This window comes from Streptomyces sp. NPDC104371 (assembly GCF_055583785.1).
Genome location: NZ_JBVJNF010000004.1, coordinates 629,641 through 643,971, shown reverse-complemented (window position 1 = coordinate 643,971; position 14,331 = coordinate 629,641). Strand labels below are relative to the sequence as shown.

Genomic DNA, 14,331 nt, shown 5'->3' with positions numbered 1-14,331 from the left:
CCGCCCTGGTCAGGCCGGTCCGGTCGGCGGATCGGTCCGCGCGCGGCGCCCGTACTCAGGCCCGGCCGCGGGGGGTCGGCAGGGGCGCGAGGCTCTGGGCGTCCGGGGCGGACTGCGGTGTCGGCAGCTCCTTGAAGAACGACTCGGCCTCGTCGCGGCGGATGCGCATGATCCGGTCGATCAGGGCCCGCGTGTCGCCCTCCGCGGCCTCGGCCGAGTGCGGATCCACCGCGGCGCGGCGGCGCGCGAGCTTCCACTTCAAGTACGCGTCGCTGATGGCGATCTCGGTGTTGCGCAGCAGGATCCAGGTCTGGTCGAACCGGTAGAACGAGCGCAGGGCCGTGACCACGGAGACGGTCACACCGACGAGGGACAGGACCAGTTCCTTGCCGGGGAACTCCGAGGTCGCGAGCAGCGGGAGCAGCGCGCCGACGACGATCACGACGAGGCCGCTGGCCCGGTAGCCGCGCCGCTGCCAGCGGGCTCGCGCGTCGTAGAAGTGCCGTAACCGCTGGACGTACTGCTCCACGGCCGCGTCCAACTCGTCGTCGGCGACGTCCAGGAACTGTTCCAGGGCCGGGACGCGGAATCTCCGCCAGGGCGTACTCATGGAAGGCCTCTCTCGTAGCGCGCCGCGCGCCGCCCGGTCACGTCAGGGCCGGGTCGCCGCAGCACTTCTTGTACTTGCGGCCCGAGCCGCACCAGCAGGGGCCGTTGCGCGGGGGCGGCCAGGCGATCGTCCGTCCCGTACGGGCGAGTTCGGCCGCGTACGAGGAGCGGGTGTCCGGGGTGTCGGGGGGCGCGTCGACGGTCTGCGCGTGTGCCTCCAGCCCGGCCAGGGTGGCATGGCCGACCGCGAGACGCGGGACGCCCTCCGCGGACAGCTCCGTCAGGGTCCGTTCGACCTGCCGCCGGTGGTCGGCGTGGTCCTCTCCGTACGCGGCGGCTGCCCGCGGCCACCGTGCCGCGAGCCGCGTGAACTCCGCCGACGGCCAGTACGGGACACAGGCCGTGCGCGGGGCGCCGGGTACGGACACGTCGTCACGCGTGTCCGTCAGCGCCGCGATCTCGGCGTCCAGCGCCTGCGCGCCGCCGTCCTTCGCCCGCTTGAGACGGACGGGGTCATGGACCTCGTCGAGCGGGCGCGCGCGGCCCAGCCAGGCCGACTCGCGCCGCGCGTGCAGTTCGTCGGCGGTGTCGTCCCAGTCGTCGTGCGGGGAGCCCAGCAGGCGCCGTACCCGATGGCGGCCGATGACCAGGGTCTCCAGGTCGAAGCCGTCCCGCGCCGCCTCCACCGCGTCGGCGGTCACCGAAGCGCCCGCGCCCAGTCCGTGCGTGACGCCCGCCGTGTACCACTCGGCGGCCGTCGCCGTCTCCCCCGCGTCCTCGAAGGCCTCGGCGACGGCGTTCCACGCGGCCGGGTGCCGGGGATGCCGCTTGCGGAACGCGACAGCCGCCGCGCGGGCGTCCGCCTCCCGCCCCGCGTCCCACAACGCGCCGATCCGGAAGGCGTCCACCAGGTCCGGCTCGGAGACGCCCCCGCCGTCCGGCTCCAGCAGCCGCTCGTACAACGCGACCGCCCGCTCGGGCCGCCCCGCCTCCTGCCACGAGTCGGCGGCCTCAAGGAGCAGCTCCTCGCGGTCCTGCGGACGGTGAGCCGCCAGCCGCTCGCACTCCTCGGCGGCCTGAGCGGGGGTGGTCGCGCGCCGACTGCTGGACATGCCACCACCGTAGTCGTCACCCCGGTACGGGTGCGGACAGCGCGCACTCCGCCCATACGGTCTTGCCCGGTCCGTGGCGGTCGGCGACGCCCCACCGTACGGCGAGGGCCGCCACGAGGAGCAGGCCCCTGCCGCCGTCGGCGTACTCCGGGTCCGGGACCGGCTCCGGGGGCTTCGGGCGTGCCTGGTGGGTGTCGGACACCTCGACGCGTACGACGCCGGCGGCGCGGTCGCAGCGCAGTCGCAGCTCGAAGTCCCGTCCGGGAACCCGCCCGTGCAGAACGGAGTTGGCCGCGAGTTCGGCGACGACGAGGGCGACGGCCTCGGAGACCTGACTGCCGTACGGCACGCCCCACAGGTCGAGTTGGTGCACGGCCAGCCGCCGCGCGAGCCGCGCCCCGCGCCGGGTGGCGGACAGCCGCTGGACGAACACACTTACGGTAACGGCCTCTTGGGCCTTCGGTGCGGGCATGAAGCCAACGTTCCGGATGCGCTCGCCGTGCCAACAGGAACGAAACCCATACAGCCAAGCCTGTATCAGTACACACTCTGGACTGGGTGGGTAACTCACCGTGACGCTGCCCTCGTTCGACGGGTTGAGCGAAGACCGGTGACAACGTGAGCACGGGAGGGCACGGCGATGACGACAGACCATGACGGAGGCAGCGGTGCGAACCACGAACCCGAACTCTCTGACAGTCTCAAGACGTTCGGCGCGGTACTCAAGGCACTGCGAGAGGAATCCGGCCTGACGCAGGAGGAGTTCGCGGTACGCGTCCAGTACTCGGCCGCGTACGTGGCCAAGATCGAGCAGGGCAAGCGGTTCCCACCGACGGATCTGCCCGAGCGCGCGGAGGAGATCCTCGGAGCAGCCGGGGCCAAGGTTCTCGGCGCGGCGGCAAGAAGCCTGACGAGGAGGGCGGGTCTGGCGTCCTGGTTCCGGCAGTGGGCGGGGATCGAGGAGGAGGCCATCTCCTTGTACGCGTATGAGTGCCAGGCGGTTCCGGGACTGTTGCAGCCCGAGGGGTACGCGAAGGCAGTGTTTGAGCGCAACCTGCCGCCGCTCACGGACGAGCAGATCGAACGACAGGTGTTCGCGCGGCTGGAGCGGCAAGAGGTGCTGACAACGCGACCGAACACCGCCTTCAGCTTCATCATCGAACAGGCGGTCCTTGAGCGGCACGTCGGGGGAAGCACTGTCACCCGGGAAGTCATCGACCACCTTCTCCAGGTGGGGCAGCGACACAACGTCGAGATCCAACTCATGCCACTCCGACAGGAAGAACACTGTGGCGTGGAAGGCCCTATGTACCTCGCCGAGACACCGGCCCACCAGTGGATCGGCTACACCGAAGGGCAGCGGTCGAGCACACTGATCCCTGCTCCCAAAGACGTCAGCGTGCTCCTCCAGCGCTATGGCAAGCTGCGTTCACAGGCCCTGGACTGCCGGGCTACCGTGAAGCTGCTGGAACAGATGCGAGGAGCGCTATGAGCACCAAACTGGCCTGGTTCAAGAGCAGTTACAGCGGGGGCGAGGGCGGCAACTGCGTCGAGGTCGCCATGTGCCCCGAGGCAGTCCGCGTCCGTGACTCCAAGGACACGGCGATCCGGCCCCTCACCGTCACCCCGGCCGCCTGGGCCGCGTTCGCCACACACGCGGCAGCCGTCTCGCTCGACGGCTGAATCCGCGCGGGAGACCCCGTCAGGGGGACATGGTTCACTGCTTGCGATGACCTCGCAGGCAGTGAACCTCGAAGGGATCCCACCCGTGCCCCACGAAGTCGATCAGTCATTCCTCGCCCTCCCCCTACGCCCCCTCGCCGACGCCGCGTTGGCGCGTGCGCGGTCGCTCGGGGCCGAGCACGCGGACTTCCGGTTCGAGCGGGTGCGCGACGCCTCCTGGCGGCTGCGTGACGGCAAGCCCTCCGGGTCGTCGGACACCACCGACCTCGGGTACGCGGTACGCGTCGTGCACGGCGGGACCTGGGGGTTCGCCTCCGGTGTCGATCTCACGCCGGACGCCGCCGCCAAGGTCGCCTCGCAGGCCGTGGCGATGGCCCAGTTGTCCGCACAGGTGATCAAGGCGGCTGGGTCCGATGAGCGCGTGGAGCTGGCGAACGAGCCGGTGCACGCCGAGAAGACCTGGGTCTCCGCGTACGACATCGACCCCTTCACCGTGCCCGACGAGGAGAAGACGGGGCTGCTGGCGGACTGGAGCGCCCGGCTGCTCGCGGCCGACGGCGTCAGTCATGTCGACGCCTCGCTGCTGACCGTCCACGAGAACAAGTTCTACGCGGACACCGCCGGGACCGTGACCACCCAGCAGCGCGTGCGGCTGCACCCGACGCTCACCGCGGTCTCGGTGGACTCCACGACGGGCGAGTTCGACTCGATGCGCACCCTCGCGCCGCCGGTCGGCCGCGGCTGGGAGTATCTGACCGGCACCGGCTGGGACTGGGACGCGGAGCTGGCGCGGATCCCGGAGCTGCTCGCCGAGAAGATGCGCGCGCCCAGCGTCGAGGCGGGGACGTACGACCTGGTCGTGGACCCGTCCAATCTGTGGCTGACCATCCACGAGTCCATCGGGCACGCCACCGAGCTGGACCGGGCGCTCGGCTACGAGGCCGCGTACGCGGGGACGTCCTTCGCCACCTTCGACCAGCTCGGCAAGCTGAAGTACGGCTCCGAACTGATGAACGTCACCGGTGACCGCACCGCCGAGCACGGCCTCGCGACCATCGGGTACGACGACGAGGGCGTCGCGGGCCAGTCCTGGGACCTCGTCCGGGACGGGACGTTGGTGGGCTATCAACTGGACCGGCGCATCGCGAAGTTGACCGGCTCCGAGCGGTCCAACGGCTGCGCGTACGCCGACTCGCCCGCGCATGTGCCCGTACAGCGCATGGCCAACGTGTCGCTGCGCCCCGACCCGGCCGGACCGTCCACCGACGACCTGATCGCGGGCGTGGACCGCGGGATCTACGTCGTCGGCGACCGGTCCTGGTCGATCGACATGCAGCGCTACAACTTCCAGTTCACCGGGCAGCGGTTCTTCCGGATCGAGAACGGGCGGCTCGCCGGGCAGTTGCGTGACGTCGCCTACCAGGCGACGACCACCGACTTCTGGGGCTCCATGGCGGCTGTCGGCGGCCCGCAGACGTACGTCCTCGGGGGCGCCTTCAACTGCGGCAAGGCCCAGCCGGGCCAGGTCGCGGCCGTCTCCCACGGCTGCCCCTCGGCCCTCTTCAAGGACGTCAACATCCTCAACACCACGCAGGAGGCGGGTCGATGAGCGCGCGTACGAACAAGCCGCACGAGATCGTCGAGCGTGCTCTCAAGCTGTCCCGCGCGGACGGATGCGTCGTCATCGCCGACGAGCGCTCCAGCGCCAACCTGCGCTGGGCGGGCAACGCGCTGACCACGAACGGCGTCACGCGCGGGCGCACGCTCACCGTGATCGCGACCGTCGACGGCAAGGAGGGCACGGCGTCCGGGGTCGTCTCCCGCTCGGCGGTCACCGCCGACGACCTGGAGCCGCTCGTCCGGGCCGCGGAGGCCGCCGCGCGCGGCGCGGGACCCGCCGAGGACGCGCAGCCGCTGGTGACCGGCGTGGCGGTGTCGCCCGACTTCACGGACGCGCCCGCCGAGACCTCCTCCGCCGTCTTCACGGACTTCGCCCCGGCGCTCGGGGAGTCGTTCGCCCGCGCGCGGGCGGGCGGCCGGGAGCTGTACGGCTTCGCCTACCACGAGCTGGTCACGACCTATGTCGGCACGTCGACGGGGCTGCGCCTGCGCCATGACCAGCCCAGCGGCACGCTGGACCTCAACGCCAAGTCGCCGGACCGTACGCGCTCCGCGTGGGCGGGCCGCGCCACCCGGGACTTCAAGGACGTCGACCCGGCGGCGCTGGACACGGAGCTGGCCCAGCGGCTGGAGTGGGCGCGGCGCAGGATCGAGTTGCCCGCGGGCCGGTACGAGACGCTGCTGCCGCCGAGCGCGGTCGCGGACCTGCTGATCTACCAGTTCTGGTCGTCGGCGGCCCGGGACGCCACGGAGGGCCGGACGGTCTTCAGCAAGCCCGGCGGTGGCACCCGTATCGGCGAGCGGCTCAGCGGGCTGCCGCTGACCCTGCGCAGCGACCCGCACGCGCCCGGCCTGGAGACGGCGCCCTTCGTCATCGCGCACGCCTCCGGCGACTCCGCGTCGGTGTTCGACAACGGGCTGCCGGTCACGGCCACCGACTGGATCGGCGACGGCGAGCTGAAGCGTCTTTCGAGCACCCGGCACACCGCGGCCCTGACCGGGCTCCCGGTCGCGCCCCCGGTCGACAACCTGATCCTGGAGGGCGGCTCCGACCGCTCCCTGGAGGAGATGGTCGCGCGCACCGAGCGCGGGCTGCTGCTGACCTGCCTGTGGTACATCCGCGAGGTGGACCCGGCGACGCTGCTGCTCACCGGCCTGACCCGGGACGGGGTCTACCTGGTCGAGAACGGCGAGGTCACCGGAGAGGTCAACAACTTCCGCTTCAACGAGTCGCCCGTCGACGTGCTCGGTCGCGTCGTCGAGGCGGGCCGTACGGAGAAGACGCTGCCGCGGGAATGGAGCGACTGGTTCACCCGCGCCGCGATGCCCGCGCTGCGGGTACCGGATTTCAACATGAGCTCTGTCAGCCAGGGCGTATAACCTCGTAGGGCGGCAGGTCACCCGACTGCCCGCACGATCATCCGAGGAGACATGAGAACAGTGACGGACATCGTCGACGAGCTGAAGTGGCGCGGGCTGTTCGCCCTGTCCACTGACGAGGAGGCTTTGCGCAAGGCGCTCGCGGACGGTCCCGTCACGTTCTATTGCGGCTTCGACCCGACCGCGCCGTCCCTGCACGTGGGGCATCTGGTGCAGGTGCTCACCGTGCGCCGGCTCCAGCAGGCCGGGCACCGGCCGCTGGCGCTGGTGGGCGGCGCGACGGGGCTGATCGGTGACCCGCGCCCGACGGCGGAGCGCACGCTGAACGACCCGCAGACCGTGTCGGGCTGGGTCGACCGGCTGCGCGGCCAGATCGAGCCGTTCCTCTCCTTCGACGGGGAGAACGCGGCAGTGATGGTCAACAACCTCGACTGGACCGAGGGTCTGTCCGCGATCGAGTTCCTGCGGGACATCGGCAAGCACTTCCGGGTCAACAAGATGCTGACCAAGGACTCCGTGTCCCGACGCCTTGAGTCCTCCGAGGGCATCAGCTACACGGAGTTCAGCTACCAGCTCCTCCAGGGCATGGACTTCCTCCAGCTCTACCGCCGGTACGGCTGCACGCTCCAGCAGGGCGGCAGCGACCAGTGGGGCAACCTCACGGCGGGCCTGGACCTGATCCACAGGCTGGAGCCGGACGCGACGGTGCACGCGCTGGCGACGCCGCTGATGACGAAGGCGGACGGCACCAAGTTCGGCAAGACCGAGGGCGGCGCCGTCTGGCTCGACGCCGAGATGACGACGCCGTACGCGTTCTACCAGTTCTGGCTGAACGTGGACGACCGGGACATCTCGCGGTACTCACGCATCCTGTCCTTCAAGTCCCGTGAGGAGCTTGAGGAGTTGGAGCGGCAGACCGAGGAGCGTCCGCAGGCCCGCGCCGCGCAGCGCGCGCTGGCCGAGGAGCTGACCACGCTGGTGCACGGCGCCGACCAGACGGCCGCCGTGATCGCCGCGTCGAAGGCCCTCTTCGGTCAGGGCGACCTCGCCGCGCTGGACGAGAAGACGCTGGCGGCGGCCCTCTCCGAGGTGCCGCACATCCAGGTCTCCGCGCCCGCCCCGGTGGTCGACCTGTTCGCCGAGGTCGGTCTGGTGGCCAGCAAGTCGGCCGCGCGGCGCACGGTGAAGGAGGGCGGCGCCTACGTGAACAACGTCAAGGTGTCCGCCGAGGACGCCGTCCCGGCCGCCGAGGATCTGCTGCACGGGCGCTGGCTGGTGCTGCGCCGCGGCAAGAAGAACCTGGCCGCGGTGGAGGTCACGGGCGCCTGATGCGCGTTTGAGGGGGCGGGCTCGTCGCGAGCCCGCCCCTTCGCATGTCGTGACGCTCTCTACACTCTCCGCCGACGTCCGCGGCGCCCTCCGCCCATCGCCAGGTACACCGACTCGCCGATGAAGACCAGGAGCACCGCGAAGGCGATCTGGAGGCCATGGCGGCCCCAGTCGATGCCCCGGGTCTGAGCGATGCCCATGGCACGGGCGACCGCGTTGCCGATGATGCCGCCGAGCATGCCCATGAGCGTGGTCAGCCAGATCGGGCTGTGCTGCTTGCCCGGCAGGATCAGCTTGGCGAGGATGCCGAGCACGAATCCGACGATGAGCGCCCACAACCAGCCCATGGCTGCCTCCTTGTACGGCTCCGCCCGGTACGGCTCCGCGCGGGCCGTACGCCCAGTCTCGGCGCGGTGACCCTACGGCGCATGTCGGACGCGACCCTCCGCGAGGATGCGCAGACCGCTCGCTCGGGCAGAAGGCGCCCCGGTCTCGAAGGGGGCGGGGGCGCGGCGTACCGTTGTCGGTGTGTGAGCCCGGTTCCCCGCTGGGCCACGGACCGGCTACGCGCCGGGGAGTGTGCGAAGCAGGCGGGCGGTGGAATGTGATGCGGAAGCTGAACCACAGTGGTGGCGCTCCGGTGTTCCGGATCACCGGAGCCCGTCAGGGCCTCGCGGCGGATGTACGGGGTCGGCAGCGCCGCTATGTCATCTCGATGGGCGTGCGCACGATCGCGGTGATCCTCGCGGCCACCCTGTGGAACGTCGAGCGACCGGTGGCCATCGTCGCGCTGGTCCTCGGGACCTTCCTCCCCTATATCGCCGTCGTCATCGCCAACGCCGGGCGCGAGAACGCGCCGAACCTCCCGTCCACGTTCGTCACCACCCCCGTACATCCCATGATCGCGCCGACGCACGAGGAGGACTCGGGCGCGCGTTCCGGTGCGAGCGAGGACCGGGGCAGAGCCGGGGATACGGAATCCGCCCCGGAGGACGACCGGCAGGACGCCCCGGCCGAGGCGGCGCCGGGGTCCCGGAGCGAGCCGCGCGAGCGGACCTGACCGCAGGGGATGGGCGGCCTCTTCGTCGGGGCGGCCGGATCTGCCTGGTGAGGCGGGTCGAGGAAATATGCCATTCCGGTGCCGGGGTGCGGGTGACCCGTGCCATACTTCCTACGCGCTCCGCATCCCCCGTCGGGGCGACAGACCGACGCCGGGCAGCTCCCCCCGTGGCTGCTCGGCGTCGCCTTGTGTCGTACGGCAAGGCGATAGGGTCGAGGCGTGACCGTGCCTGATCATGAAGCGCCGATCTGCTCCGCCAAGGGCTGCCGTGCCGCCGCGGTGTGGGTGCTCGCGTGGAACAACCCGAAGATCCACACTCCCGAGCGCCGCAAGACCTGGCTCGCCTGCGAGGAGCACCGCGAGCATCTGTCGAAGTTCCTGGGCGTACGCGGCTTCCTGAAGGACGTCGTCGCGCTGGCGGACTGGGAGCCCCCCGAAGGCTGAGCCGCGCGGAAGCCGAGTTCGCCGGAGCTGTCAGCCGCCGATCGCCGACATCGGCCGCGCCGGTTGCAGGAACGCCGGGTCGTCCAGGCCCGAGCCCGCCTTCTTGCCCCACATCGCGCGCCGCCAGACAGCGGCGATCTCCTCGTCGGAGGCGCCGGAGCGCAGGGCCGCGCGCAGATCGGTCTCCTCGGTGGCGAACAGACACGTACGGATCTGTCCGTCGGCCGTGAGCCGCGTACGGTCGCAGGCCGCGCAGAACGGGCGCGTGACCGAGCCGATCACGCCGACGCGATGCGGGCCGCCGTCCACGGTCCAGCGCTCGGCCGGAGCGGAGCCGCGGGTGTCGGCGTCCTCGGGGGTCAGCGCGAAGCGCGTGCGCAGGGAGGCCAGGATGTCCTCCGCGGTGACCATGCCCTCGCGCTTCCAGCCGTGCTGGGCGTCCAGCGGCATCTGCTCGATGAAGCGCAGCTCGTAGCCGTGCTCGACCGCCCAGGAGAGCAGGTCCGGGGCCTCGTCGTCGTTGAGGCCCGGCATCAGGACGGCGTTGACCTTGACGGGGGTCAGGCCCGCCTCGCGGGCGGCTTCGAGACCCTCGATGACGTCCTTGTGGCGGTCCCGGCGGGTGAGGGTCTTGAAGACGTCCGGGCGGAGCGTGTCCAGGGAGACGTTCACCCGGTCCAGGCCCGCCGCCTTCAGGGCCGCGGCCGTACGCGCGAGGCCGATGCCGTTGGTGGTGAGGGACATCCGGGGGCGTGGCCGCAGGGCGGCGACGCGCTCGACGATGCCGACGAGGCCGGGGCGCAACAGCGGCTCTCCACCCGTGAAGCGCACCTCCGTGATCCCGAGGGAGCCGACCGCCGTGCCGATCAGCCGCACGATCTCGTCGTCCGTCAGCAGCTCGGGCTTGGCGAGCCAGCTCAGCCCTTCCTCGGGCATGCAGTACGTACACCGCAGATTGCAGCGGTCGGTCAGCGAAACCCTCAGGTCGGTGGCCACCCGGCCGTAGGTGTCGATGAGCACCTCGGCCCCCTCCCTCGTCGCCTCTGTCGCGGATCACACGATCCGCGTTCCTTGCGAGACTACGTGACCGCGCCGACATCGACCGCGCCTCGGCCGCGTCACGGGATCCCCGCGACGCGGCCGTCGGTGCGTACTCGGTGCCGGACCGTCAGTGGGCCCCGGCGCCGGTGAGGGACCGTACCTCCAGCTCCGCGTACTTGCGGGCGTCCGGCTCCTCCTTGGACAGCAGCGTGCCCAGCCAGCCGAGCAGGAAGCCGACCGGGATCGAGATGAGGCCCGGGTTCTCCAGCGGGAACCAGTGGAAGTCGACGTCCGGGAACATCGACGTCGGCTTGCCGGAGACCACCGGGGAGAACAGCACCAGGCCGACCGCGGTGACCAGGCCGCCGTAGATGGACCACAGCGCGCCCGTGGTGGTGAACCGCTTCCAGAACAGGCTGTAGAGGATCGTCGGCAGGTTGGCGGACGCGGCGACCGCGAAGGCGAGCGCGACCAGACCGGCGACGTTCAGGTCACGGGCGAGGGCGCCCAGGACGATGGAGACGGCGCCGATGCCGACCGTGGCCCAACGGGCCGCGCGCATCTCCGACTTCTCGTCGGCCTGGCCCTTCTTGATGACGTTCGCGTAGATGTCGTGCGCGAACGACGAGGACGAGGCCAGGGTGAGTCCGGCGACGACCGCGAGGATCGTGGCGAAGGCGACCGCCGAGATGCTGGCCAGCAGGATCGCGCCCCAACTGGAGTCGGTGCCGCCCAGGTGCAGGGCGAGCAGCGGGGCGGCCGTGTTGCCCGCCTTGTTGGAGGCGATGATCTCGTCCGGCTTGATGAGCGCGGCGGCGCCGAAGCCGAGCGCGAGGGTCATCAGGTAGAAGGCGCCGATCAGGCCGATCGCCCAGTTCACGGACTTCCGGGCGGCCTTGGCGGTGGGCACCGTGTAGAAGCGGATCAGGATGTGCGGCAGGCCCGCGGTGCCGAGGACCAGGGCGATGCCGAGCGAGAGGAAGTCCAGCTTGGTCGTGCCGGTGGCGCCGTACTTCAGTCCGGGCTCCAGGAAGGCCGCGCCCTTGCCGCTGTTGTCGGCGGCCTTGCCGAGCAGGTCGGAGATGTTGAAGTTGAACTTCAGCATGACCAGGAAGGTCAGCAGCAGGGCGCCGATGACCAGCAGGACCGCCTTGACCATCTGCACCCAGGTGGTGCCCTTCATCCCGCCGATGGTGACGTAGACGATCATCAGGACGCCGACGAGGGCGACGATGCCGATCTTGCCGCCGTCGCTGGTGATGCCGAGCAGCAGCGAGACCAGGACGCCCGCGCCCGCCATCTGGGCGAGCAGATAGAAGATCGACACGACGATGGTGGACGTGCCCGCCGCGGTGCGCACCGGGCGCTGGCGCATGCGGTACGCCAGGACGTCGCCCATGGTGTAGCGGCCGGAGTTGCGCAGCGGCTCGGCGACCAGGAGCAGCGCGACCAGCCAGGCGACCAGGAAGCCGACGGAGTACAGGAAGCCGTCGTATCCGAACAGCGCGATCGCGCCCGCGATACCGAGGAAGGACGCGGCGGACATGTAGTCGCCGGAGACGGCGAGGCCGTTCTGGAAGGCGGTGAACTGACGGCCGCCCGCGTAGAAGTCGGCGGCGCTCCTGGTCTGGCGGCCCGCCCAGATGGTGATGACGAGCGTCGCGAGGACGAACACCGCGAACAGGGTGATGATCAGCGTCCGGTGCTCGCTCGCCTCACCGGCGGCCAGGATCACTGCGGGGCTCATGCGCCACTCTCCATACGGGACTTGATGGCCTCGGCCTTGGGGTCGAGCTGGGCGGCGGCGTGCCGCGCGTACCACCAGGCGATCAGGAACGTGCTGAGGAACTGGGCGAGGCCGAGCACCAGGGCGACGTTGACGCTGCCGAAGAGCTTGGTGCCCATGAACTCGCCCGCGTAGTTCGACAGCAGGACGTAGACGAGGTACCAGACGATGAACGCCACGGTCAGGGGGAAGGCGAACGAGCGGTGGGAGCGGCGCAGTTCACTGAACTCGGCGCTCTCCTGGACCGCGACGAACTCGTCTGCGGTCGGCAGGCTGTGTTCGACCCGGGAGGGCGGTGGTGCGTCGGTGGCCACGGTGGTCTCCTCGCGTTGCGGGTGCGGTGACGACGGCGGTCGGTGGCGTGGGGGCGGTGCGCCGCCGGGGGGATCGGGCAGGTGCGGGGGTGGATCGGGTACAGGCATGGATCGGCTGCGGGCATGCGGAAGTTGACGTCGACGTGATGTAGATCACATGACGGGGTGCGACGGTAGCGCTTCCCTGCGCGATTCGACAGGGGCGTCAACCGAACCGGTGGTTCCTGCCCAAGCTCACGGGGCGGCGCGCGAACCGGTTCAACTCCCCCGGCTTCTTTCGCAGATCCTCGTCTCAACCCATTGCTGACCAGTTCGAATGCCGGATAGCTTCGCCCTGCACACCGTCATGTACCTGCCGGACACCCCCGCGTTCCGGCTCGTTCACGTACCCGGATGATGTGGAGACCCCATGGCTCGTCCGCTTTCGAGACGCCGGCTCGCCCTCGTCGTGCCCGTCGCCCTGTCCCTCACCGCGTCCCTGGGCTTCCTGCCGGGCGCGGCGTCGGCGGCCCCGCGCACCACGACCGTGCAGGCCGCCTCGGGCCCGGAACTGACCTACGTGGTCAACAGCAAGACGGACCGTCACGCGCTCACGGCGGTGCGGGGGGCGATCTCCGCGGCCGACGGCAGCGTCGTGGCGGCGTACGACAAGATCGGTGTGTTCGTCGCCCGCTCCGCGAACCCGGACTTCGCCAAGACTCTCCGGGCGGTCCGCGGGGTGGACTCCGCGGGTGCGACCCGGACCGCGCCGCTGACGGCCGCGGGCACGACGGACGAGGGCTCCGCGCGGTATCTGACGAAGGCGGAGGCGGCGAAGCTCACCGCCGGGAACACGGCGTCCGGGCAGGAGCCGCTGGAGGCCGACCAGTGGGATCTGCGCGCGATAGGCGCCGACAAGGCCGCGCGGATCAACCCCGGCAGCCGCAACGTCACGGTCGCCGTCATCGACACGGGCGTCGACGACACCCACCCCGACCTCGCCCCGAACTTCTCCCCCGCGCAGTCCGCGAGCTGTGTGGACGGCAAGGCCGACACCTCCTTCGGCGCCTGGCGGCCCGCGAACTCCGGTCACTACCACGGCACCCACGTCGCCGGTGAGATCGCGGCGGCCCGCAACGGCGTCGGTGTCGCCGGTGTCGCCCCGAACGTCAAGGTCTCCGCCATCCGCGTGGCCGACCCGGCCTCCCAGCTCCTCTACTCCGAGAGCGTGGTCTGCGCGTTCGTGTTCGCCGCCGATCACGGCGTCGAGATCACCAACAACAGCTACTACGTGGACCCGTGGCGCTACAACTGCATGGACGACCCGGACCAGCGGGCCATCGTCGACGCGGTCGGCCGCGCCCAGGCGTACGCGCAGCGCAAGGGCACGCTGAGCGTCGCCTCGGCGGGCAACTCGGGTGACGACCTCGCGTCCCACGCGATCCTCGACCCCTCCAGCCCCGACGACACGACCCCGGCGGACCGCACGGTGGACCCGCACCAGTGCCTCGACATCCCGGCCCAACTGCCGGGAGTCGTCACGGTCAGCGCCGTCGGGGTCACCAACGCCAAGTCGTACTACTCCAGTTACGGCAAGAACGTCGTGGACGTCGCGGGGCCGGGCGGCGACAAGTACCAGATCCCGGACACCCCGTCGCAGGACGGCCGCATCCTCTCCACGATGCCGAACAACCAGTACGGCTTCCTCCAGGGCACGTCGATGGCGGCGCCGCACGTCTCGGGCGTGGCCGCCCTGCTGAAGTCCACCCACCCGAAGGCGACTCCGGCCCAGCTCCTGTCGCTGCTGAAGACCCAGGCGGACAACCCGGGTTGCCCGAAGGAGCCCTACGACGGCGCGACCTGCGAGGGCGGCAAGCGCGTGAACGGCTTCTACGGCTTCGGCGTCGTGAACGCCCTGCGCGCGGTCAAGTAGCCAGCCGCTCCACCCCACTTGAGCTTCCTCGCGACTCGTAC

The 14,331-nt window shown here is 70.8% G+C and carries 15 protein-coding genes; 8 read left to right on the top strand and 7 right to left on the bottom strand.

Going from position 1 to position 14,331, the window contains the following annotated elements:
• Positions 1–55: 55 nt before the first annotated feature.
• The 3 genes from ACZ60T_RS17025 to ACZ60T_RS17015 are packed head-to-tail and all read right to left on the bottom strand — an operon-like array spanning position 56 to position 2,193.
• Positions 56–610, bottom strand: coding sequence for a DUF4231 domain-containing protein (locus ACZ60T_RS17025; RefSeq protein WP_365620885.1), 555 nt, complete (start codon positions 608–610; stop codon positions 56–58).
• Between the two features lie 37 nt (positions 611–647).
• On the bottom strand, positions 648–1,721 hold the full coding sequence (locus ACZ60T_RS17020) for an SEC-C domain-containing protein (protein WP_469666553.1): 1,074 nt from the start codon (positions 1,719–1,721) through the stop codon (positions 648–650).
• A gap of 16 nt (positions 1,722–1,737) precedes the next feature.
• Positions 1,738–2,193 carry an ATP-binding protein gene (locus ACZ60T_RS17015; RefSeq protein ID WP_469666552.1) on the bottom strand — a complete coding sequence of 152 codons (456 nt, stop codon included), beginning with the start codon at positions 2,191–2,193 and terminating at the stop codon, positions 1,738–1,740.
• A gap of 168 nt (positions 2,194–2,361) precedes the next feature.
• Here ACZ60T_RS17015 and ACZ60T_RS17010 point away from each other — a divergent pair, with 168 nt between their 5' ends.
• The 5 genes from ACZ60T_RS17010 to tyrS all read left to right on the top strand — a co-directional run bounded on the left by ACZ60T_RS17010 (position 2,362) and on the right by tyrS (position 7,733).
• On the top strand, positions 2,362–3,213 hold the full coding sequence (locus tag ACZ60T_RS17010; protein WP_469666551.1) for a helix-turn-helix domain-containing protein: 852 nt from the start codon (positions 2,362–2,364) through the stop codon (positions 3,211–3,213).
• Positions 3,210–3,404, top strand: a complete 195-nt coding sequence (locus ACZ60T_RS17005) for a DUF397 domain-containing protein (protein WP_469666550.1) — start codon at positions 3,210–3,212, stop codon at positions 3,402–3,404. Before ACZ60T_RS17010 ends, ACZ60T_RS17005 begins: the two co-directional genes overlap by 4 nt.
• Before the next feature lie 85 nt (positions 3,405–3,489).
• Complete coding sequence (locus ACZ60T_RS17000; RefSeq protein ID WP_365620864.1) at positions 3,490–5,013, top strand: TldD/PmbA family protein; 1,524 nt, start codon at positions 3,490–3,492, stop codon at positions 5,011–5,013.
• Positions 5,010–6,404 (top strand): metallopeptidase TldD-related protein, encoded by a 1,395-nt coding sequence (locus tag ACZ60T_RS16995; protein ID WP_469666549.1) that lies wholly within the window; start codon positions 5,010–5,012, stop codon positions 6,402–6,404. The genes ACZ60T_RS17000 and ACZ60T_RS16995 overlap by 4 nt, the downstream gene beginning before the upstream one ends.
• Positions 6,405–6,464: 60 nt before the next feature.
• Positions 6,465–7,733 (top strand): tyrosine--tRNA ligase, encoded by a 1,269-nt coding sequence (tyrS, locus tag ACZ60T_RS16990; RefSeq protein ID WP_365621118.1) that lies wholly within the window; start codon positions 6,465–6,467, stop codon positions 7,731–7,733.
• Positions 7,734–7,792: 59 nt separating this feature from the next.
• On the opposite strand, the gene ACZ60T_RS16985 is transcribed toward tyrS, so the two are convergent.
• Positions 7,793–8,080 carry a GlsB/YeaQ/YmgE family stress response membrane protein gene (locus tag ACZ60T_RS16985; protein WP_469666547.1) on the bottom strand — a complete coding sequence of 96 codons (288 nt, stop codon included), beginning with the start codon at positions 8,078–8,080 and terminating at the stop codon, positions 7,793–7,795.
• Positions 8,081–8,340: 260 nt separating this feature from the next.
• On the opposite strand from ACZ60T_RS16985, the gene ACZ60T_RS16980 reads away from it, so the two are divergent.
• Together ACZ60T_RS16980 and ACZ60T_RS16975 are read left to right on the top strand one after the other, a co-directional pair.
• Positions 8,341–8,793 (top strand): DUF3099 domain-containing protein, encoded by a 453-nt coding sequence (locus ACZ60T_RS16980; protein WP_365620855.1) that lies wholly within the window; start codon positions 8,341–8,343, stop codon positions 8,791–8,793.
• Positions 8,794–9,012: 219 nt separating this feature from the next.
• Positions 9,013–9,237, top strand: a complete 225-nt coding sequence (locus ACZ60T_RS16975) for a hypothetical protein (protein WP_469666546.1) — start codon at positions 9,013–9,015, stop codon at positions 9,235–9,237.
• A gap of 30 nt (positions 9,238–9,267) precedes the next feature.
• Here ACZ60T_RS16975 and moaA read toward each other — a convergent pair whose 3' ends face one another.
• From moaA to ACZ60T_RS16960, 3 genes are all read right to left on the bottom strand, one after another.
• On the bottom strand, positions 9,268–10,257 hold the full coding sequence (gene moaA, locus ACZ60T_RS16970) for a GTP 3',8-cyclase MoaA (protein WP_469666545.1): 990 nt from the start codon (positions 10,255–10,257) through the stop codon (positions 9,268–9,270).
• Positions 10,258–10,405: 148 nt separating this feature from the next.
• Entirely contained in the window at positions 10,406–12,025 is a 1,620-nt protein-coding gene (locus tag ACZ60T_RS16965) for a solute symporter family protein (protein ID WP_365620846.1), read from the bottom strand.
• Entirely contained in the window at positions 12,022–12,378 is a 357-nt protein-coding gene (locus ACZ60T_RS16960; RefSeq protein WP_365620843.1) for a DUF485 domain-containing protein, read from the bottom strand. The genes ACZ60T_RS16965 and ACZ60T_RS16960 overlap by 4 nt, the downstream gene beginning before the upstream one ends.
• A 409-nt stretch (positions 12,379–12,787) precedes the next feature.
• On the opposite strand from ACZ60T_RS16960, the gene ACZ60T_RS16955 reads away from it, so the two are divergent.
• Positions 12,788–14,290 carry a S8 family serine peptidase gene (locus ACZ60T_RS16955; protein ID WP_469666544.1) on the top strand — a complete coding sequence of 501 codons (1,503 nt, stop codon included), beginning with the start codon at positions 12,788–12,790 and terminating at the stop codon, positions 14,288–14,290.
• The last annotated feature ends 41 nt before the right edge of the window (positions 14,291–14,331 follow it).

Bases quoted from the DNA above. Each gene is read 5' to 3' on its own strand.
- ACZ60T_RS17025 (WP_365620885.1), bottom strand. From the start codon at position 610: ATGAGTACGCCCTGGCGGAGATTCCGCGTCCCGGCCCTGGAACAGTTC.
- ACZ60T_RS17020 (WP_469666553.1), bottom strand. From the start codon at position 1,721: ATGTCCAGCAGTCGGCGCGCGACCACCCCCGCTCAGGCCGCCGAGGAG.
- ACZ60T_RS17015 (WP_469666552.1), bottom strand. From the start codon at position 2,193: ATGCCCGCACCGAAGGCCCAAGAGGCCGTTACCGTAAGTGTGTTCGTC.
- ACZ60T_RS17010 (WP_469666551.1), top strand. From the start codon at position 2,362: ATGACGACAGACCATGACGGAGGCAGCGGTGCGAACCACGAACCCGAA.
- ACZ60T_RS17005 (WP_469666550.1), top strand. From the start codon at position 3,210: ATGAGCACCAAACTGGCCTGGTTCAAGAGCAGTTACAGCGGGGGCGAG.
- ACZ60T_RS16995 (WP_469666549.1), top strand. From the start codon at position 5,010: ATGAGCGCGCGTACGAACAAGCCGCACGAGATCGTCGAGCGTGCTCTC.
- ACZ60T_RS16985 (WP_469666547.1), bottom strand. From the start codon at position 8,080: ATGGGCTGGTTGTGGGCGCTCATCGTCGGATTCGTGCTCGGCATCCTC.
- ACZ60T_RS16980 (WP_365620855.1), top strand. From the start codon at position 8,341: ATGCGGAAGCTGAACCACAGTGGTGGCGCTCCGGTGTTCCGGATCACC.
- ACZ60T_RS16965 (WP_365620846.1), bottom strand. From the start codon at position 12,025: ATGAGCCCCGCAGTGATCCTGGCCGCCGGTGAGGCGAGCGAGCACCGG.
- ACZ60T_RS16955 (WP_469666544.1), top strand. From the start codon at position 12,788: ATGGCTCGTCCGCTTTCGAGACGCCGGCTCGCCCTCGTCGTGCCCGTC.